Below are 21,867 nucleotides of genomic sequence, written 5' to 3'. Positions count from 1 at the left end.
GGGTCGGGGAGATTGAATGCGTTATACTTAATTTACCTGACATATGATTGAACTTCTCGCCAACCTCCTTTTGTCTCCGCACCGCTAACGCTTTGATGAAGAAAGAGGGATGATCAAACGATCATCCCTCTTCATTTTGGGTCGGGGAGATTGAATGCGTTATACTTAATTTACCTGACATATGATTGAACTTCTCGCCAACCTCCTTTTGTCTCCGCACCGCTAACGCTTTGGATAAATTAACAATTTTGTAACATTTTGAAATTCAGTATTTTATTTTATAATTATTCTCTTTATATTGTATTCGTTTAAGTTATAAATGAGCAATAAAATTCTTTGCTTTTAACTCCGTTTGCCAGGACTTATGATTAATTATAAAGGCACTTGGGTTTTATATTATCTGGTTTATAGCATTAAACAAGTAGTGCAGATTATTAAACCTAAATTAACTAATCATGGAATTAAAAGTAACCCGTTCTGTCTTTACCGACACTACTACCCTTGGCAAGTTGTATGTTGATGATGACTTTTATGCTTTTACCTGTGAGGATGTTGTTCGGGATCTGACAGATGGCTGCTCGGCCAAGGTTCAGAACGAAACCGCTATAAACTATGGCAAGTATAAAGTCATAGTTAACTACAGCAATCATTTTAAAAAAGAACTCGCCTTACTGCTGGATGTTGATTGTTTTGAAGGCATTCGCATACATGGTGGCAATACCAATAAAGATTCAGAAGGTTGCATTTTGATTGGTGCAGAAGGAGATATGCAAACCAGTATATGGAATTGTGCCGAAAAAGTAGCGCAGCTAACCGCAATGATCAAGGCCAAACAAGTGCAGGAAGATGTATGGATAATGATTGAGAAGGGATAATATGTTCTTAATCTGTATTTTAAGTTGACAGGGCAGGTTGTCAATTATTCTTTCTGATAAAAATGCAAACACCTGACGTGTGGGTTTTAGAAGCGGCTAAAAATTGGTTTTAAAATGTATATGCTTTTTGGGGCAACCGATAACTTTCTACATTTCCTTTCACAATGATACATTATTTGATATTTCAATATGTTCAGCAAACTTTTTTCATTTAGCCGTAATCAGGGAGTAGTGTTGGTCACTGTACTGTTTCTACTCGCGATAGGATCTGTTTATTTTTTAAAATACATTCCTGACCGTCAGCGCGAATTAGAAGAAAAGCAATTCAGGGGCCTTCAAAATATTGAAAATAATATATCGCGAAAAATAGATAATTCATTGGCTTTGTTAAAAACGCTCGTTGATGCTTATACCAAAAATGCCAGCGATTATGACAGTGTTTCTGTCAGGAAATACATCACAGACTATCCCACGCAAAATTTTATAATCAGTATAGATACCCCGCCCACAAGTAAACTGGCTACAATTACCAGTAAAGCTATTGACACCTCTTCAGTTGAATTTAACAATACGCAACTCATTGTACGCTTAACAAAAGGGAAAACACGTGTTAATATTACTTATACACTGAAACAATTTATAGTACCCCTGCTTTCAAAAGATGTATTTAACGAGTACATAATTTTTAACGATAAAAGGGTCATTCATCAAACTTTCCCAAGCGGTATAACAGCTATCATTACCGATTCATTAAAAAATGAAAAAAACGGACTTGCAAAATGGCAAATTAAAGATGTCACGATAAGTGGTACGGCCTACAAGCTTTTTACTCAGCAACTTAACTTAAATACCACCACTGCGATTACTATAGCTGGCTTGTTAACTAAAGAAAGATATGATGCCGAGAAAAATAAACTCCCCGAACGTGCGGTGCTTTTTTTGCTAATGATCGCTATTGCAGGCATACTTGCCCTTCCATGGATAAAGCTATACCAGATAGGAAACAAAGACAGGCTTACCTGGGCCGATGGCTTATTTTCATTTGCTGTGTCGATGTTGTTGATGTCCATACTTTTTTTCGCTTTTTTTTCCTACAATGCCAGCTGGCAGCCGGGAGTTGCAGCTACAGAAAAATCTACTAAAGCGTTATCCAATAAAATAAAAAAGGCATTTTATTCGGAGCTGACAAATACTTATCAAATACTGGATTGTGTCGATAATGTTATTAATGGAATGGCTCCGGTTAACCAAAACTCAAAAGAAGTAAAGGACCGCTATTCGGAACAGTTGAAGGAACTTACCAAAAACATAAGTGTAAACCAGATTTTTCAATTAGATAAAAATGGGATAGGAGTATACAGCTGGTCGCCAACTACCGACCCTCCGCCTTCCGGAGATTTTTCTAACAGGGCTTATTACCTTAATTTAAGAGATAATAAATCCTTTTATTTAAAAGATTCAGTCCAAAAAAAATTCTCTCTGGAACAGGTCATTTCCTGGACTTCCGGTTCTTTTACTACCGTTTTATCAAAAAGGTCGTCGTTTAATAAAGTCAATCCTTATATAGCTATAGCATTTAACTTAAAATGCCTTAACTATCCGATAATGCCGCCCGGATTTCTTTATGCAATCATTAATCAACAAGGATTAACTTTATACCATTCTAATGTTTCAAAACAGCTGAATGAGAACCTGCTCAGCGAATTTTCTGAGCATAGATCGCTCAGGGCTGCCATTGAAGCCCGTAGTGATATTTTTTTCACAACCAGGTATGGGGGGAAGGAATATAATGCCATTGTAAGCCCTATTAGTGGCTTACCTTATTATATGGTTGTCCTGGAAGATCGCGCTTATACCAACATTCGCGATATTAATAATTTTTGTTTTAGCTTTTTTATGCTTTTTGGGTTCTTTTTTATCCTTGCTGCAGAATTACTGGTTGTATTTATAGTGTCTTACAGAAAGATCTACTATAATAAGCATTATTTCGATATCTCCTGGATAGGGCCAAACCAACGCTTTCACAAACAATATAATATTGCTGTAGCGGGCAATATTGTAGCGATTATTCTGCTGATCTGTATATACCATTACACTACATTTTTGCAATACGTGTTTATTTTGTTGATCGCAGCTACTATGATCATCTATTTTCTTAACTACCTTTGTAAAAAGGTATATTATGAAGAGGATGAGCCTGTTTTATTGAAGCTTAAAGAAAATGCTTTAGTCTGGTTACGGATCATTATTATTATACTTAATGTATTTGCCGCTCACTTAACGGCCTACACCCCTGTTTTAATCTTCCAGCTTATTTTTATCGTTCTATTGGCAGCGGTTAAGAAGTTTTATGAATTGGCAGAAAACAAAGGCTGGATTAAAAAAGCTACTTCCTGGGATTTTAGCGTTAGCTTTTCACTAATGACTTTTACACGCCTGATTATCACCAGCGGGTTGCCGGTAGTTTCATTCTATATCGCCACATCAACATATGAGGTAAAATTACTAACCCGCTACAGGCATACGGAATTTGTGAAAAGCATACAAAGGGACACTGATCTAACCCTGGATAACCTAAAGTACGACAAAATTTATGCCGATAGCGTTTGGGTTAAAACCGAAATGCTACGGCAGGAAAATCCCAAACCTCCCCGTGATGCAGATGATGTTATTACCAGTGCGCTATTTAAGCGACTGATGATTGATAATGACGAACTTATACCTGAAATCAAGGAACTGGATCATAACGCGGTTGATAGTTCGTGGATATATAGCAGCTTGTTTAGGTCAGGCCGTGGAATATCATACTATCATGTTCAAAAGAATAAATACTTTCATGTCGAATCTGAACATCTCAAATATAGACTCCCGAATCCATTGGACAGGGTAGACTGGTTTAACGGAATGGTTTATTGGATAGGCTTTTTAGGATTTCTTGGCGGGTTTTGGTATGTGCTTCACCATATTTTGAGGAAGCTATTTGCATTAAACCTTACCTCTGAGGCTTACTGGGATGAAATCGATACCCTCTTGCTTACCAAAGATGAACTTAACTCGTTAGTATTCCTGATCGGGTCTCCGGGTTCAGGTAAATTGAAAAAGGTAAAAACCCTGATTGAAAAACCAGGTATAAACGGTAAAGATGGAAAGCCGGTTATTTATGATGAAGCCAAGCCTGATTTAAATACCTTTTTTGTTGCAGATATGATCCTGATTCCAAACGATGGGGATACTGATGAGGCAAAAAACGGTTGGAAGAAAATTATAGAGGAAATAGATAATGAAAAGTATAAATTAATCATTGTAAATCATTTTGAATATGATATTAAAAACACCGCGAGCAATAGCATAAAACTAAATTTTCTTGAGTCGCTGTTACAAAAAAACAGATGCAAGCTCCTGGTTATCTCTACGGTTCACCCTGTAAATTTTCTGGATTCACTTAATCAGCAGGAAGATGATAAACCCGAAGGCGAAAGGCAGCCCGAGCACGATTTGGAAAGGTGGCATGTACTTTTGGGCCATTTCAGCATAGCAATTGAACGATTGAAAAACTGTGATATATCGTTTGATAAGGATACCCCTCAATGGAAGAGAATCCTATTATATGAAACCCGTAACAGTCATTTTCTGCAAAGGCTTCGGGAGCCGGTACTTACTACCCTGGAAAATAAGGCAAAGGAAAACAAGGCAAAAAAGATATCCGGAAAATTTGATGGTGATTCGTTGTCAGCTAAATTGGGTATCACGTCGCATTACTTTTATATGTACATGTGGCAATCTTTAACAAAAGAAGAAAAATTCCTGCTTTATGACCTCGCAGAAGATGGCCTCGTAAACCCCTACGATGATTATAACCTCACTTTATTAATCAGTAAGGGATTAATCATAAGAGAAGACAACATATTGAAGATCTTTAACCATGAGTTCCGGAATTTTATCCTTACAGCCATAGGCCATGCAGAGGCTATGCAAATTCAGGAACAAATTAAAGATACAGGTAACTGGAGTAAGCTTAAAACACCGCTGTTGTTGCTCATAGCGGCAGTTTTAGTTTTTCTGTTTACATCACAAAAGGAAACATACTCCACGTTATTTAAGTACCTGACCATCATTACCGCGGGAGTTCCTGCTATACTAAAGATATTTTCGATGTTTGACAGTAAAACCAAAGATGCATAGCGAATCTTCAAAACAAATTTAGAATTAATAAATTAATCAAAATTTATCCATATCCTGGATCATGTCGAAGCACAATCGGCTTTGGAAGTATTCCATTTTTTAAACTTAACTATTTCTTTACTTTGAAAATCTATTTTTGGGGCATGTTTTCAAGTAGGGCCTTAGTTAACGATGAAAATCTGGTTGTATTACTTAAACAAGGCAAACCATACGCCTATAATCAGTTATATGAGCAATACTGGAAAGAGCTTTATTTGATTGCTTACAGTAGGGTTGGAGAAGAAGATACTGCGAAAGATCTGGTACAAAACCTGCTTATTGATATTTGGAAGAGGCGTGAAACACTTGATGTTCGAACGAATTTAGAACAGTTTTTATTCGGTGCGCTCAAGCTTCAGGTCCTGAATCACTATCGCTCGGAAGGCATTAAGCAAAAAATAATGGAAAGGGCTCTTGATAGGATGCGCGATCTGTTTGTCTCTATGGATGAGTTAGCTGCTTACCATGATCTGGAAAAGGTAATTGAGGATGAAGTACTAATAATGCCTCAAAATATGCAGCAATCCTTTTTACGAAGAAGTGATAACCGTTCGGTAAAAGAAATTGCCAACGATCTGAACCTGGCCGAACAGACAGTCTCCAATAATATTTCAGAAGCGCTTAAGCGGCTCAGAAAAAGATTAATGGCCGAATACCCCGACCGGCATATGGCCTGCTTTACGCTGCTTCTTTACTTACTTAATAATTAGTTTACAAAAGCTTAACTATAAATAGAAGTAGTATTTGCCGTTTGGTGCAACATAGGGTTAAATAACACAAATAGTGAAACCCTCTGAGCTCAAAAATCTGATCAATCGTTATCTTAATCATGAAGCAAATGAAACGGAACGCCAGTTAATTGATGTATGGTACCAGTCATTTGATGAGCAAAATAAAAAGCCCGATCTGTCTGCAGCGGAAGAGCAGCGGTTAAAGAACGATATTTTTGATCAGGTAAAAGACACCTGGAAACAATCTCCAAAACCTATAAAATTACAGTCCGCTTTTAGGTATGCAACCGCTGCTATGCTTTGTCTTGCTACTTTTTTAGGGGTGTACCGGTATTTAATTAAGCCAAACGCTCAAAAGCAAGAGAAGTATTTAACCATAAATACAGGTACACGTGAGGTTAAAAAAATAGAGCTGCCCGATGGCTCTGCCGTGTGGATAAATGCAAACAGTCATCTCCGCATCAGTGAAGATTTTCAAAAACAGGTGCAAAGAAATGTATACCTGGATGAAGGGGAGGCCTTTTTCACCGTTAAAAAAAATGTAAAGCGGCCCTTTGTTGTATTCACCAAATCGGTTCATACGCGCGTTTTGGGTACCTCGTTCAATATTAACTCCTATAAAACACTGCATAAAGCTACCGTAACTGTTGCAACCGGGCGTGTACAGGTAAGCACACCGGCTAAAGTATTGGGTATTATAACTCCAAGTCTGCAAATCAGTTATGCTATCCAGAACGGAAGATATCAGATTAACAAAGCCGATGCTTTACAAGCCCACTCCTGGACAGGGGGGCAGTCCATTTTGAATCAAGCCTCTTTTGATGAGCTTGCGTTGGTTATCAAAAACGTTTATGACGTTCGCCTGATTGGTCAAAATAAAGCCATAGCGCATTACAAATACAATTTACATATTAATACCACCCACACTCTTGATGAAACGATGAAGATCATCTGTTCTATCCATCAAAACACTTACAAAAGGAGGAAAAATAATGAAATAACTATTTACTAAACAATAACAATAAAAAAGCCGGTCTGCAGCAGATCCGGCCTCCATACAATAGCTGTGTCAAGTTGGACCCTTTGCAGCTGTTGCCTTAGTTTATCAGTATAAATTTCACTAAGTATTCAAAAATATGAAAAAAATATCACGCCGCTTGAATAAAGCTACGCGTACTTCTATTATTGTTTTCTGCCTGCTTTTGGCAAATATCGGGCAATTGATGGCCGACACCATTGGTGGCGTATTTGAAACACGCATTAGCGTGGCCTTTAAAAATGAAACTTTAACGCATGCTGTCAGGAAAATTGAACAGCAAAGTAAAGTGGAATTCGCGTACGATCCCGACTTGTTGGGTTTACATAAACTTCTGGTAAAAGAAGGGAGTTTTACCAATGAGCGTCTGGATGTTGTTTTAAGATCTTTATTACAAAACACCGGTATCGCTTTTAGGGAAGAGATAAAAGGCACAATCACACTTTATAAAAAATCAGCCTCGGTTAAAGCCGCTTATGGCAAGGTATCTGGCCGGATTGTTGATGAAAAAGGAGAGCCGTTGCCAGGAGCAACGGTAAGGTTAAATGAACTGAACAAAGCCATACAAACCAACACCGATGGCTCTTTTATAATAGATGCCGATCCTGGTGTTTACACGTTGCTGGTAAGCTTTATTTCGTACCAAACCTACCGTGTACCCGGTGTTAAGATCACAGCTGGTGAAACTACCGCATTGGGAAACATAACATTGGTTGCCGAATCAGGCAGTTTAAATGAGGTGGTGGTAGTGGGTTATGGTACACAGAAAAAAGAAAACCTTACCGGCGCTGTTGATCAGGTTACTTCAAAGGTTCTGGAAAACCGTTCGTTGCCTAACCTTACCCAGGGCTTACAGGGTGTAATACCCAACCTTAACCTGGTGCCTTTGGATGGTAAACCCATACAATCGCCAAGCTTTAACATCCGCGGAACAACCTCTATCGGTCAGAAAGGTAATGCCCTGGTGCTTATTGACGGAGTGGAGGGCGATCCAAGCCGTATCAATCCGAGCGACGTAGCCAGCGTATCCGTATTAAAGGATGCTTCATCATCAGCTATTTACGGTGCAAGGGCAGCTTTTGGTGTTATATTGATCACAACCAAAAGTCCGGCTAAAGAGAAAACAAGCATCACCTATTCTTTCAACCAGTCGTTCAAAAGTCCAACTACGGTTCCACAACTGGTAACCAATGGGTACACTTTTGCTAAAATGTTTAATGAGGCATGGACAGCGGCCAATAACTATTCGCAGACCCCGCAAAATATCAATAAAACAGTAAAGTTCTCACCCGAGTATCTGGCAGAGTTAAAGCGCAGGGACGGTGATCCGAGCTTGCCTAAGGTAGAAGTTAACGGGCTTGGCGAATATGTTTATTATGCTAATACCGACTGGTATAAGGAACTATATAAAGATCATAACGCTTCCAGGGAGCATAACCTGGCCATATCCGGTAACAGCGGTAAAGCCGATTTCCTGATCACTGGCCGTTACTTTGCGCAGGATGGTTTGTTTCGTTACAACTCTGACAATTACAGCATTTATAATTTAAGAGCCAAAGGGTCATTACAGGTGTTCCCATGGCTGCGTATTTATAACAATGCTGACTATTCAAACATGAAATATCATAACCCGCTTAACGTGGGCGAGGGCGGTGGTATATGGAGAAACCTGGCAGATGAGGGCCATACCGTGGCGCCAATGTTTAATCCCGATGGTACTTTAACTTACTCTGCCGCTTATACCGTGGGCGATTTTGTTTATGGTAAAAACGGTATCAATTTCGATAACCGGGTATTTCGCAATACAGCGGGCTTTAACAGCTCATTCTTTGATGATTCCTTCAGAGTTAAAGGTGATTTCACATTCCAAAATACGGACAATAACCAGGATCGCAAACGTGTTCCTGTTCCTTACAGTCGTAAACCTGGTGTAATAGAATATGTGGGTACTAACTATAATGATCTGGAGAACCTGAACCAGCGTACACAATACATCGCCACCAACGTTTACGGCGAATATGAACCAAAATGGAGCAAGGATCATTATTTTAAAGCTTTAGCTGGTTTTAATTTTGAACAGTCAACCTTTAAAAAGTTAGATCTTGTACGTAACGGGCTTATTTTTCCGGATGCTACGGATATTAACCTGGCGCTCGGTCAATCTATCACCACCAGTGGTGGCTGGGACAGATGGGCAGTTATGGGCGGCTTTTACCGGTTAAACTATTCTTATAAAGACAGGTACCTGGTAGAAGCTGACGGGCGTTATGATGGTTCATCAAAGTTTCCGTCAAATCAGCGGTACGCTTTCTTCCCATCTGTATCAGCAGGCTGGCGCGTTACCAATGAACCTTTCTGGACAATGTCAAAAGATATCATATCCAACTTAAAGATCAGAGGGTCTTACGGATCGTTAGGTAACGGAAGCATCGATTCTTATGCCTTTCAACAACAATTCAGCATTAAACAATCGGGCAGGGTATTAAATGGCGTGCGTCCGCAAACTACTACTCAGCCAGGTGTATTGCCCGATGGATTAACCTGGGAAACCTCTAATGTTCAAAACCTGGGTATTGATCTGGGATTATTGTCTGATCGTTTAACAATCACGGGTGATGCTTATATCCGTAAAACCAAAGATATGTTTACCGTGGGTAATACCCTTCCTGCTGTATTTGGTACAGGTGTTCCAAAGGGTAACTATGCAGATCTGAAAACAAAAGGCTGGGAGGTAACCGTTGCCTGGCGTGATAAATTTGACCTGGGTGCTAAACCTTTCAACTATGGTTTTAGGGCCACTTTGGCAGATTATCAGGCTACCATTACCAAATATAATAATCCCAATAAAAATTTGAACGACTACTATGTGGGCCAAAAATTAGGCGAGATATGGGGTTTTGAGACCGCTGGTTATTTTACCTCGGCTGCGGATATAGCCAACTCACCCAAACAAACGCTGATTAAAGCTTCCGGTGCCAGCGAGCTATTACCCGGTGATATTAAGTTTAAAGACTTGAACGGTGACGGTGTAATTGATTACGGCGATCAGACCGTTAATAAGCCCGGTGACAAAAAGGTTATTGGTAATACTACCCCACGATATACTTTTGGCTTTGGTATGGATGCCGACTGGAATAGTTTCTTCTTCTCGGCCTTTTTCCAGGGGGTAGGTAAACGTGATTGGTACCCCGGTCCTGAGGCTGATTATTTCTGGGGACAGTATAACCGCCCTTACAATAAAGTTCCGGTATCGCAGTTGGATAAAATCTGGTCAGAGAGCAATCCAAATGCTTATTTCCCACGCTATCGTGGTTACTCTGCCCAAAACGGATCAAATGAGCTGGCACAAAACCAAACTAAATATTTGCAAAATGCCGCTTATGTAAGGATGAAAAATATCCAGTTAGGTTACCACCTGCCATTAAGCCTTATCCGCAAGATCAAACTGGGCGATGTCAGGGTGTTTGTTTCCGGAGAGAATTTATGGACATGGTCGCCATTATACAAGATCACCAAAGATATTGATCCGGAAAGCATCAACGGGTCAGACAGGGTACTAACTGATGGAACCAATGGTAATGGTAACAATTACCCCATACTAAAAAGTGTAACCATTGGTGTATCGGCCACTTTTTAATTGCCATAAATAATTAGAACATTTTAAATCATTAAACATGTTTACTCAACGTATAAAATCAATCAAAACTTATCTATGTATTTGCCTGTTAGGTTGCATCATAGCAAGTTGTAAAAAACTTGATCAGGTACCTCAGAGTACCGCTACCGGCAGTGCTGTTTTTGGCAGCGTTAATGGCCTTGAACTATACGCAAACTCATTTTATAACATTTTGCCTAATGCCGATACTATACCGGTATTTCGTGCCGATGCCATGGCCGACTTTTCGGCGAGAACCTCTTTCCCGGATTTTTTAAGGCCCGGAGTTTTCGATGCCAGGCAAAGTTCAGGATGGAACTGGACTGATTTACGCAGTTTTAACTACTTTATTCAAAATTGCACCAACCCTGCTATACCCCTTGTACAACGCCAGCATTATATAGGCCTGGCTCGTTTTTTCAGAGCGTGGTTTTACTTTGATAAGGTAAAACGTTTTGGTGATGTGCCATGGATCAACAAACCCATGTCTATAAATGACCCGGCATTATTTAATGGCCGCGATTCAAGAACACTGGTTATTGACTCTGTTATAGCGGATCTGGATTACGCCTGTCAGCATATTACCACCAACGATAATACGCGCAGCCTGATCACCAAATATGTTGCCTATGCCTTTAAATCAAGAGTATGTTTGTTTGAAGGTACATTTAGAAAATACCACGATGAATACAAATTGCAGGGTTCCGCCAATGCTTTGCTTGCCCAGGCTGTTGACGCAGCTCAGAAGGTAATGACTGAAGGTGGATTTAGCCTGAACACAGCAGGAGGCCCTGATAAAGCGTACCGGCAGCTGTTTACCACACAGGCTCCGGTAGTGTCTGAGGTAATTCTGGCTTCAGTTATTGATCCGGCCCTGGGCATATTTAGCGATGCCAACTGGTATTGGACAAGTGCCACTTATGGCGATAGGGTAAGTTTAACCCGTACCTTTGTAAATACCTATTTGAATATTGACGGAACTCCGTTTACCAGCAAAGCAGGTTACCAAACCATGCCATTTGCACAGGAGGTAAAAGGCCGCGATATGCGTTTGCAACAAACCATCAGAATGGGCAACTACAAGCGTATCAATGGCGGTACACCAGAGGCTGCTCCGCCGGTATTTTCATATACCTACACCGGTTACCAGCCTATGAAATGGACACTGGATGATGTGTCATTAGATGGCGGTAAAAAAAATACCAACTCCATACCGCTTATCAGATATGCTGAAATTTTGTTAAATTACGCCGAAGCCAAAGCTGAACTGGCTACGCTTACCGATGGCGATTGGAACCAAACTGTTGGTGCCATACGCAGACGGGCAGGTATTACAGGCAATACATCATCAAAGCCGATGACTATTGACCCATACTTACAAACCAATTATTTTCCGGCTATTTCTGATCCGGCTATTCTGGAGATCAGAAGAGAGCGCGGAATTGAACTGGCATTTGAAGGATTTAGATTTTATGATTTAGTACGCTGGAAACGCGGCCCGCTTATGGATCAGGTGTGGAATGGTTTTTATGTTCCCGCACTTGATGTACCGATGGATCTGAATGAAGATGGCGTGCTGGATGTTTGCTTTTATAAAGTAATGCCGGCTAATCCGATAAAAGGCGTAACTTACGTAAACGTGGCAGAAACCTTAAGTGGTGGCACACCTAACCCGCAAAGGTTGGCTAACAATACATTTGGTGAATTAACCTGGTTAACCACTGTACCCAAAAAATGGGATGATAAGTTTTACCTATATCCAATACCGGAAACCGACAGATTACTTAATCCTAAATTAGGACAAAATCCAGGTTGGTAAATAATAACAAGCGCAACAATTAAAAAATGAAAACAAAACATATCATACTGGTGGCATTAGGTATAATGCTTTCCTTTTATGCCCAGGCCCAAAACCTTATTGTGGGTACTTATAACCTGCGTTATGCCAATCCGCGCGATACCGGTAATATGTGGGTTAACCGTGCACCTATCGTGGCCTCCCTCATACAATTTCATGATTTTGACATTTTTGGCACCCAGGAAGGTTTACTAAACCAGCTGCAGGATATCAATGCTGCCCTGCCCCAATATGAGCGCTACGGATTGGGCCGCGATGATGGTAAAGATGCCGGCGAGCATTCGGCCATCTTTTTTAAAAAAGACAGGTTTAAACTATTGAATAAAGGTGATTTCTGGCTTTCACAAACACCTGAGAAACCCTCACTGGGCTGGGATGCTATCTGCTGCAACCGTATATGCTCATGGGTGTACCTGCAGGATAAACAATCCAAAAAGAAGTTTTACTTTTTTAACGCTCATTATGACCATCAGGGAAAAGTGGCCCGTGAGGAAAGCAGTAAGCTGATTTTGGAAAGGATCAAAACCATTGCAGGTAAAGAACCTGTGATACTTACCGGCGATTTTAATGGATCGCACGAAAGTAGCTGGTATCAGCGTGTGGCTACTTCGGGGCTAATGGTTGATACTTATAGTAAAACAGCGCGTCCATATGCCAATAACGCCTCATTCAATGGTTTCAAAAGATCTGTTCCGGGAAATGAGATCATTGATCATATTTTCACTACCGAAGCTTTTGTAGTAAAACGCTGGGGTATATTGACTGACAGCTATCACGGTAAATATCCGTCTGATCATTTTCCTGTACTTTCGGAGATAAATTTCCGATGATCTGATCATTTAATTTTTTCAAACCCGCTTTGTGAAAACAAAGCGGGTTTGTTTTTAATATGGATAGGAGGGGTTAATATTGAATTGTATTATTTGGCAAATTTCGATTTATTGCTTTGTGCTTTCATCATGAACCGACCAGCGAACCGTTTGCGTTAATTCAGCAGGGGTTTAACCTTTTGTCCGATTAGTTCGATTGATTTTAATAGTTGTTCGTGCGAAAGTCCTGCATTATCCATCTGAAAAGTGACCCTCGATATGCCGCCCAGTGCTTCACTATGGCGCAGGATCTTCTCGGCCACCACCTCAGGCGTTCCGATAAGCAGTGCGCCTTTAGGCCCAATCTGCGCGTCGAAACCTGCACGGGTAACCGGCGGCCAGCCACGCTCTCTCCCAAACTTGGTAAAAGTTGCCGCATATCCAGGATAATAATCTTCCACGGCATTTTCCGGTGTTTCACCAACGTATCCCAGTGAGTGGAGGCCTACTCTTAAATCCTCCGGGGCAAAACCTGCATCACGGCCTGCCCTCCGGTATAGGTCAACCAATGGCCGAAAACGCTCCGTGTCACCTCCAATGATAGCTACCATCAGTGGCAGGCCCATTGAACCTGCACGCACGAAGGAAGCTGGTGTGCCGCCCACACCCAGCCATACCGGTATTTTCTCCTGAACAGGGCGGGGGTAAATAGCCTGGTTGCTCAATGGCGCTCTGAAACGCCCCGACCAGTTCACCACTACATTATCTCTGATCTTTAGTAACAGGTTAATTTTCTCTTCAAATAAAGGATCATATTCCTGCAGGTTAAAACCAAAAAGCGGGAAGGCTTCAACAGAAGAACCACGGCCAACTACCATTTCGGCACGTCCTTTGGAAATGATATCCAACGTCGCGAAATTTTGAAACAACCTTACCGGATCGGCGGCGCTTAGCACTGATACCGCGCTGGTCAGCCGGATACGCTTTGTGCGGGCCGCTGCCGCCGCAAGGATCACTGCCGTAGCTGAGTCTAAAAACTCTTTCCGGTGATGCTCACCAATACCAAACACGTCAAGGCCAACCTGGTCAGCAAACTCAATTCTGGCCAGCAAATCCTCCATGGCCCGCATGTTGCCCTGCGCATCCAACGCGCTTTCAAGGTTACCCGTTGCAGCAAAACTGTCAATTCCGATCTCCATAATTCAAAAAATAAAAAAGTAGTGGCTGTTGATTTAATGAAGTAAAAATAGATGATTACTTTACATGTTTAAACATGTAAATGTCAAACATTTTTACCATTATAATTTTCCTTCATCGTGTTGGAGCAGGATAGAGGTGATAAAGCTCTACAGTGTAACAAACTTTATACACAATAATATATATTGTCTATAGTGTTTGTAGTCTTTATTATTATTTTTATGTTTGTCCCGTCAAAAATAAAAACATGAAGTAATGAAAACTTCCTCAAACAGCCAGACAGCCTATATAAATAGCAGGACAATGGAAAATGCTCCTGTAGTATTTGTGATGTGCTGTTGTTGTCTGTAAATCACTTTTTCAAATATTAGTTTTCCAGATAATGCAAGCCACCATTTAATTATGCTGACTTCAAAAATTAAAGAAGCTCAGGCTTTTAACGGTATTACTATTTAAAAAATTCCCCTGAATGAGATCATAAATATATTATAAAAAAAGACCGGCAAGGAAGCCTCGCCGGTCAAATTACAGGAAAGATCAGCTACGTAACGCCAATCACTCACTGACCTTCCATCAAGTTTTACTAACAATAAATTATTAAATAAAACCTGTTAAATATATGGAAATATATATCCATGCTAAATCATTTTACAAAAAGCTTATAACGCTGCTCTTACTTTTCTCCATCCCTATAATATCAAGCGCGCAAACAGAACAACCTCCAACAATTAACTCACATCTTAACGGTACTGTACTTGATGCTGTTACCCAGGAGCCTTTACCCGGAGCGGCCGTATTGATCTTAGGGACTACACACTCTGTAGCAACTGATAAGGATGGTAAATTCTCATTTGTTACCGGCCAAAAATTTCCTTATACGTTGGTAATTACCTATATAGGGTATGATAAACAGGAAGTTACCGCTAATGGTAGCCCTGTTACTATACTTTTAAAGCAATCGGTACGTGCATTAAATGATGTGGTGGTGGTAGGTTATGGTACACAAAGCCGTAAGTCGCTCACCGGTTCAGTATCAACTATTAATGCCGATGAAGTGCGTAATAAACCGGTAGCCAGTTTTGACCAGCAATTGCAGGGTAAGGCTGCAGGCGTACAGGTATCTGCCGGTACAGGTATACCCGGCGATGGATTGTTTTTCCGTATCCGCGGTAGCACATCTATTAATGCGGGTAATGACCCTTTGTATGTAATTGACGGGGTGTTTGTTAACAGCCAGTCGTTACAGAAGATCACTACGCAGGGGCAGGCTAATAATCCCTTATCTGACATTAATCCGGCTGATATTGAAAGCATCAGTATCTTAAAAGATGCCGACGCTACGGCTATTTACGGTGCACGTGCTGCTAATGGCGTTGTACTGATCACTACCAAGCGCGGTAAATATAATACGGCCCCCAAAGTGAGTTTAAATACCTACTTTGGTTTTGCCCAAGCCCCCAAATTATGGGACCTGGTTACCGGACCCGAACATGCGGAACTGGTTAATGAATTATATAGCAATACTGAAGCTGATGCTATAGCTACAGGAAATACGGCTGCCGCGGCTACTTATAAAAATCTTCCGTTCAGAGCATTAACCGATAACCCCACGGGTTTACCGGCACCTCGTGGGTTGCCTCAGGATCAACCAACTTATGATCGTTTACATGATGTGTTCCGTACCGGTTTTATCCAGAACTATGACGCCTCTGTTTCCGGCGGTAACGATAAAACGAGATATTATGTAGGCGGAGGCTTTAACAGCCAGCAGGCTGATCTGAAAACCAACGATTTTAATCGTGGTAGTTTCAAGTTTAACCTCGATCAAAAAATAAGCAATGTGTTCAGCATTGGTACCAGCACCCTGCTTTCGCAAACCTACAGAACCAATGCCCGCGTGGGCGACGGTCCGCAGGGTGGTATTTTACAAGCCGCACTGCATACACCAACCTATCTGCCCAAAGTAAATGCCGATGGCAGCCCCGCTAAATGGGCTGGTTTTGACAACCTGGATGTACTGATCAATAATACCAATATGCATTCAAAAAGCAACCGCCTGATCAGCAATATCTACGCCGATGCCAATATTACACCTGATCTGAAATTCCGTACCAGTTGGAGCGTTGATTATAATACCTATAACGAATACCAGTACTGGAACAGTTTAACTAACCTGGGCGCTGCCAACCATAACCTGGGCACATCAAGCATCAGCACCAACTCTATCTGGACAAATGAACAAACTCTTACTTATAACAAAGTTTTTGCCAACAAACATTCCTTTAGCGCATTGGTGGGTAATACCTTACAAGGCAATGTAAACTCCCAGACCTTTGCGCAGGGCACCAATTTTCCTAATGATGCTTTTCAGCAGATAGCCTCGGCGGCCACAACCACATCTTCATCTACCGAGAATAAGTATAACCTTTCCTCATTTTTTTCAAGGGTTACTTACAATTATGCGGGTAAGTATTTTATAGAAGGTAATTTCCGTGCCGATGCTTCTTCAAAATTCGGTAAGGATCACCGCTGGGGATACTTTCCATCGGCGGGTGTGGCCTGGCAAGCTAAGGAAGAGGATTTCCTGAAGAATGTAAATTTTCTGAGCAATCTTAAAATAAGGGGCAGCATTGGTTTAACCGGTAACCAGAACGGTATTAGCAATTTTGCGTCACGTGGTTTATGGCAAGCTGGCGCTAATTATCAGGATAATCCAGGTACCGTGCCGTACCAGCTGGCCAATCCCGATTTGAAATGGGAAAGCACCAGGCAAATAAATCTGGGTGTTGATGCCGGTTTCTTTAACAATCGCCTGAATCTGGAGTTCAACGTGTATGACAAGTACACTACGGGCTTGCTCCTCAACCTGCCATTGGCCCTAAGCTCCGGCTTTGCTTCGATCACTAAAAATGCAGGCGAAATGAGCAATAAAGGTTTTGAGCTGGCTATTAACAGCACCAACATCAAAAGCAAAGATTTTACCTGGCAAACCAGCTTTAACATATCACACAACGCTAATAAAATTGAGAAACTGCCAATACCTATAGATGCTTCATATGCTGCTATCAGGATGCAGCAGGGTTATTCCATGAACTCATTTTATGTGTACAAACAGCTGTATGTTGACCCACAAACCGGTAACGCTATTTACCAGCATGCTGATGGTACCAGCGGGCCAACCGTAACGGCTGCCGATAAGGTGTTTGATGGAAGCGGCTTGCCCAAGTTTTTTGGAGGGTTAAATAACACTTTTACTTACAAAGGTTTTGACCTGAGCATATTTTTCAATTTCGAAACCGGTAACAAAGTTTACAACAACAACGCTTACTTTCTGGAAGGTGGCGGTACCCGCGACGACCGCCGGGCCATGGATACCTATCAGTTAAAACGTTGGCAAAAAACAGGTGATATTACCGATGTGCCCCGTTTAACCGCACTGGGATCAAATTATACGCTAAGCCCTGTTAGCCGCTTTATTGAGGATGGATCATTCTTAAGATTAAGTAACGTTAACCTGGGTTATACGTTACCAAAAACGGTTGCTGAAAAAATTAAAGCAGCGTCGGTACGCATTTACTTCAGCGGATCAAACCTGTGGTTGTTAACCCGGTATAAAGGACCTGATCCGGAGATCAACGTAACAGCCGATCCTAATGTACAAGGCTATGATTTGGGTACGCCTCCAATACCACGTACACTGCAGGTTGGCGCTAACATCACCTTTTAATTAATCAACTGACATGAAAAGACTACTATATATACTTCCATTTTTTATCATCCTGTCATCCTGCAAAAAGTTTTTGGATGTGCAGCCACAACAACAGGTTGATGAGTCGTTGGCTATTACCAACGCGGGTAGTGCCACTACTGCTGTTAACGGTTTGTACAATACTCTTGGTACCGATAATTACTATGGTTCAAACTTTCCCGCTATATCATACCTGTACGGCAGCGATGTGGTTTGGACAGGCTCACAAGCAGCTCCGCAGGAGATATCCGCCCACAAAACAACGGCTTTTAACAGGTATATCAGCTCGGCATGGGGTGCTATTTATAAAACTATTTTATCGGCCAATTACATCCTGGAGTCAGTTCCTAAAGTAACAGACCCCTTATTGACAACTACTACTAAAAATCAGTATTTGGGCGAAGCTTATGCCATAAGGGCTTTATCATATTTTGATTTGGCCCGTGGCTGGGGTGGCGTACAGCTGATATTGACGCCGACGCATACTACATCAGACCATGCCGGTATTAAACGCAGCAGCCTGGCTGATACCTACGCCCAGGTTTTAAAAGACCTGAATGCTGCCGAGCCTCTGCTGCCAGCAACCACCAACCGTAACCGGTTTACCCAAAAAACAGTTTGGGCGCTCAAGGCAAGGTTTTACCTGTACAATAAACAATGGGACCTGGCCGAGCAATATGCCACCAAGATCATCAGCGATAACGCTAACTATAGCCTGCTTAAACCGTACAGTGCTTTTTTTGCTAATAATGCAGTAGCTACATCAGAGTCGGTATTTGAGATTGCTTATAGTACTTCGTTCAAAAACGGGCATAGTGTATGGTTTCTGCCACCTGCATTAGGCGGCAGGAGGGAGTGGGCGCCATCAAGTACGCTGGTATCCCTGCTCAATGACCCTACAGTTGGTGGGGGAAGAAGCGCGCTGATAGGACAAACAGCTCCCCCCGGAAATTTATGGTATGGTAAATTATATTACCGTAACCCAATAGGTACCGATCCGGCTTATATTATTCGCGTGGCCGAAGTATATCTTATCAGGGCCGAAGCCCGTGCACAGCAGAATAATTTAAGCGGCGCATTGCAGGATCTGAACGCCGTGCGCGACCGCTCTGGCGTTGCAGCATCCACCGCTTCAACCCAAAGTGATATACTGCTGGCCCTTGAAGCCGAAAGAAGGGTAGAGTTTCCGTTTGAAACTGACCGCTGGTTTAACCTGGTACGTACGGGCCGTGTGGCAGCTGTATTAGGTATTACTGATGCAACCAAATATTTATTCCCGATACCGGCAAGTGAACTGCTGGCCGATCCTGATCTGACACCCAACCCCGGATATTAATCACTAAACCATAACGATATGAAAAAGATCATTAATTTATTTATAGCTCTGCTTGTATTAGGCTCCGCAAATGTATTCGCACAGAATCCAGCAAATCCCATAGGGCCCGAAAAAGGTTCATTGGTTATTGTTGGCGGCGGTAATGTTGGTCCCGAAATTTGGGCCCGCTTTGTTGAATTGGCCGGTGGCGCCAATGCCAATATTATTTACGTACCTACGGCAGGCGATGATTCGACCATTGTAAAGAATGATAAGACCATTAAAAAACTGCAGGAATTGGGTGTTAAAAGTGTTACCACCCTACATACCCGCGATCCTAAAGTAGCCAATACCGAAAAATTTGTAGAGCCAATACGCCAGGCAACAGGTATTTGGTTTGAAGGCGGCCGTCAATGGAAAATTGCCGACGCTTACCTGGGCACACTTACCCAAAAAGAATTTAAAGCATTGCTTGATCGTGGTGGTGTAATAGGCGGTACATCGGCTGGCGCTACTATACAGGGATCATACCTGTTCCGTGGTGATACCAAAGGCAATACCGTACTGGTAGGCGACCATGTTAAAGGGCTTGATTTTATACATAATGTAGCTATTGATCAGCATATTTTAAAACGTAACCGCCAGTTCGATCTGCTCAGCTTTATCAAAACCCGCCCTGATCTGCTGGGTATTGGTATTGATGAAAGTACTGCTATTGTAGTTCACCAGAATACTTTTGAAGTGTTGGGCGTATCGTATGTGGCTATTTATGATGCCAATAATTTTGCCGGAACCACTAAAAACCCGGCTGGTGATTCAGGTAATAACGGGCCGTTTTACTACCTCAAAAAAGGCGAAAAATTTGACCTGCTTAATAGGAAAGCGTTGATACCAAAAGCATCAACAAAAACAGCAAGTAATTAATATTAAAAGGACAAAAAGCCAGGTGACTGAGTGGCTAAGTGAGGGTCTGCAAAACTCTTTACGGCAGTTCGAACCTGCCCCTGGCGTCAATAACACCATAGTAAACAAAAATTAAAACAATGAATGCATTAAAAGGAGCATTATCAAATGATGAATGGAAAGGATACGAAAAGTGGGCTTTTCGCATCTTCTCTATTTATTTCTTCATTCAGGCTGTACCGCTCGACTGGAAATTTTACCGCAACTTGTTTTCCATAAACTGGCTGCACCTGCGGTTTAGTGATATATTTTACGTCAGCCGTTATACGCCCCAGATTTTCTCTGATAGGACATCTACGGGATGGGGGCTAAACACCTACGCTGATTGGTTAGTTATGTTAGGTATAACTATTGTTGGTGCAGCAGTCTGGACTTACCGGGATAAGGATGCAAAAGATTATAACAAGTTTTATTACTGGATCCGGGTTATTGTACGTTACCGGCTGGCAATAGGTATTATAGCTTATGGTTTTATCAAATTTTTTCCACTGCAATCGCCGTATCCTTCCCTAAGTAATTTAAATACGCATTATGGCGAGTTTAGTCGATGGAAATTATTTTCATTAAGCCTGGGCATAGTGCCTAATTATGAGTCATTTCTCGGATTGGTCGAGATACTGGCAGGCTCGCTGTTGCTTTTTCGCAAAACGTCAACCATTGGCGCATTGATGGTGGTGGTATTCACAGGCAACGTTTTTATGTCAAACCTGGCTTATGATGGCGGCGAAGCTACCTACAGTTTATACCTGATAACGCTGGCTTTATTTTTATTAACGTTTGATGTTGTACGCCTTTTTGTACTGATAGGCTTGGAAAGGCCGGTACAGCCTAACCGCTTTAAAATATCACTTTCGCAAAAAGGCCAAAGTGCCAGATTGGTTTTAAAAACGCTGTTTATTTTCTTTTTTGTGTTTTTATACGGTTACAAAACATGGTCGGTTTATCATCATGATGTTTACCAGTACCCGCAAACCGCAGGCTTAAAAGATGCTGATGGTTTGTATGATGTAAGCGAGTTTAAGATCAATAATACAGCGCTGCCATATTCTGCAACCGATACCAGCCGCTGGAAAAACGTGGTTTTTGAAAAATGGGCCACCCTCAGCATTGGTACCAATAAAACGGTTAAGATTGACTCCGCTGTTACCGAAGAGATCAATGATAAGGATGCCGACAGGAGTTATGAAGAAGCGGGTTCCATTGGCCGCCAGTACTACAGCTACCAGATTGATGTAGCCAACCAGCAACTCATCCTGCAAAATAAAAACCATAATTATCCAAACGATAAACTGGTGCTACATTACACAAGGCCCGATAATTCAAAACTCATTTTATCTGGTGTTGAAGGCCGGGATACTGTGTATGTCGTGTTAAACAGGATCGATAAAAAATATCTGTTAGAGGAAGCGGCCCGCGGTCGCGACAAAGCCATTAAACTTTGATAATCATTATTTAAAAG

Annotated in this window: 12 protein-coding genes and 1 tRNA gene; 12 read left to right on the top strand and 1 reads right to left on the bottom strand. The window is 41.6% G+C overall.

The window, feature by feature from the left end; genetic code table 11:
• The first annotated feature begins 455 nt into the window (after positions 1-455).
• From M2273_RS05470 to M2273_RS05440, 7 genes are all read left to right on the top strand, one after another.
• Positions 456-875 (top strand): DUF5675 family protein, encoded by a 420-nt coding sequence (locus M2273_RS05470; RefSeq protein WP_429393983.1) that lies wholly within the window; start codon positions 456-458, stop codon positions 873-875.
• Between the two features lie 189 nt (positions 876-1,064).
• A complete protein-coding gene (locus M2273_RS05465) occupies positions 1,065-5,057 on the top strand; it encodes a cache domain-containing protein (protein WP_429393981.1) in 3,993 nt (1,330 codons plus the stop codon).
• 143 nt (positions 5,058-5,200) lie between these two features.
• Complete coding sequence (locus M2273_RS05460; protein WP_429393979.1) at positions 5,201-5,806, top strand: RNA polymerase sigma factor; 606 nt, start codon at positions 5,201-5,203, stop codon at positions 5,804-5,806.
• A 73-nt stretch (positions 5,807-5,879) separates the two neighbouring features.
• On the top strand, positions 5,880-6,839 hold the full coding sequence (locus tag M2273_RS05455; protein ID WP_429393977.1) for a FecR family protein: 960 nt from the start codon (positions 5,880-5,882) through the stop codon (positions 6,837-6,839).
• 124 nt (positions 6,840-6,963) lie between these two features.
• Positions 6,964-10,500, top strand: coding sequence for a SusC/RagA family TonB-linked outer membrane protein (locus M2273_RS05450; RefSeq protein ID WP_429393974.1), 3,537 nt, complete (start codon positions 6,964-6,966; stop codon positions 10,498-10,500).
• 37 nt (positions 10,501-10,537) lie between these two features.
• A complete protein-coding gene (locus M2273_RS05445; protein ID WP_429393971.1) occupies positions 10,538-12,337 on the top strand; it encodes a RagB/SusD family nutrient uptake outer membrane protein in 1,800 nt (599 codons plus the stop codon).
• A gap of 26 nt (positions 12,338-12,363) precedes the next feature.
• On the top strand, positions 12,364-13,206 hold the full coding sequence (locus tag M2273_RS05440; RefSeq protein ID WP_429393968.1) for an endonuclease/exonuclease/phosphatase family protein: 843 nt from the start codon (positions 12,364-12,366) through the stop codon (positions 13,204-13,206).
• 155 nt (positions 13,207-13,361) lie between these two features.
• On the opposite strand, the gene M2273_RS05435 is transcribed toward M2273_RS05440, so the two are convergent.
• Entirely contained in the window at positions 13,362-14,384 is a 1,023-nt protein-coding gene (locus M2273_RS05435) for an LLM class flavin-dependent oxidoreductase (protein WP_429393966.1), read from the bottom strand.
• Between the two features lie 617 nt (positions 14,385-15,001).
• Between M2273_RS05435 and M2273_RS05430 the strand changes: the two genes are divergently transcribed.
• The 5 genes from M2273_RS05430 to M2273_RS05410 all read left to right on the top strand — a co-directional run bounded on the left by M2273_RS05430 (position 15,002) and on the right by M2273_RS05410 (position 21,850).
• Positions 15,002-18,109, top strand: coding sequence for a SusC/RagA family TonB-linked outer membrane protein (locus M2273_RS05430; protein WP_429393964.1), 3,108 nt, complete (start codon positions 15,002-15,004; stop codon positions 18,107-18,109).
• A gap of 13 nt (positions 18,110-18,122) precedes the next feature.
• A complete protein-coding gene (locus M2273_RS05425) occupies positions 18,123-19,466 on the top strand; it encodes a RagB/SusD family nutrient uptake outer membrane protein (RefSeq protein WP_429393961.1) in 1,344 nt (447 codons plus the stop codon).
• Positions 19,467-19,484: 18 nt separating this feature from the next.
• A complete protein-coding gene (locus M2273_RS05420; RefSeq protein ID WP_429393958.1) occupies positions 19,485-20,369 on the top strand; it encodes a cyanophycinase in 885 nt (294 codons plus the stop codon).
• Between the two features lie 16 nt (positions 20,370-20,385).
• Positions 20,386-20,456, top strand: a tRNA-Cys gene (locus tag M2273_RS05415).
• A gap of 32 nt (positions 20,457-20,488) precedes the next feature.
• Entirely contained in the window at positions 20,489-21,850 is a 1,362-nt protein-coding gene (locus M2273_RS05410) for a DoxX family protein (RefSeq protein ID WP_429393956.1), read from the top strand.
• Positions 21,851-21,867 lie beyond the last annotated feature (17 nt).

This window comes from Mucilaginibacter lappiensis, assembly GCF_050433765.1.
GTDB classification, from domain to species: domain Bacteria; phylum Bacteroidota; class Bacteroidia; order Sphingobacteriales; family Sphingobacteriaceae; genus Mucilaginibacter; species Mucilaginibacter lappiensis_A.
The sequence above is the reverse complement of the archived record's forward strand: the minus strand, read 5'-3'. Positions and strand labels throughout refer to the sequence as shown.

Excerpts from the sequence above, each read along its gene's own strand:
- M2273_RS05410 (WP_429393956.1), top strand. The coding sequence starts at position 20,489 with ATGAATGCATTAAAAGGAGCATTATCAAATGATGAATGGAAAGGATAC.
- M2273_RS05435 (WP_429393966.1), bottom strand. The coding sequence starts at position 14,384 with ATGGAGATCGGAATTGACAGTTTTGCTGCAACGGGTAACCTTGAAAGC.
- M2273_RS05460 (WP_429393979.1), top strand. The coding sequence starts at position 5,201 with ATGTTTTCAAGTAGGGCCTTAGTTAACGATGAAAATCTGGTTGTATTA.
- M2273_RS05420 (WP_429393958.1), top strand. The coding sequence starts at position 19,485 with ATGAAAAAGATCATTAATTTATTTATAGCTCTGCTTGTATTAGGCTCC.
- M2273_RS05425 (WP_429393961.1), top strand. The coding sequence starts at position 18,123 with ATGAAAAGACTACTATATATACTTCCATTTTTTATCATCCTGTCATCC.
- M2273_RS05445 (WP_429393971.1), top strand. The coding sequence starts at position 10,538 with ATGTTTACTCAACGTATAAAATCAATCAAAACTTATCTATGTATTTGC.
- M2273_RS05440 (WP_429393968.1), top strand. The coding sequence starts at position 12,364 with ATGAAAACAAAACATATCATACTGGTGGCATTAGGTATAATGCTTTCC.
- M2273_RS05465 (WP_429393981.1), top strand. The coding sequence starts at position 1,065 with ATGTTCAGCAAACTTTTTTCATTTAGCCGTAATCAGGGAGTAGTGTTG.
- M2273_RS05450 (WP_429393974.1), top strand. The coding sequence starts at position 6,964 with ATGAAAAAAATATCACGCCGCTTGAATAAAGCTACGCGTACTTCTATT.
- M2273_RS05430 (WP_429393964.1), top strand. The coding sequence starts at position 15,002 with ATGGAAATATATATCCATGCTAAATCATTTTACAAAAAGCTTATAACG.
- M2273_RS05470 (WP_429393983.1), top strand. The coding sequence starts at position 456 with ATGGAATTAAAAGTAACCCGTTCTGTCTTTACCGACACTACTACCCTT.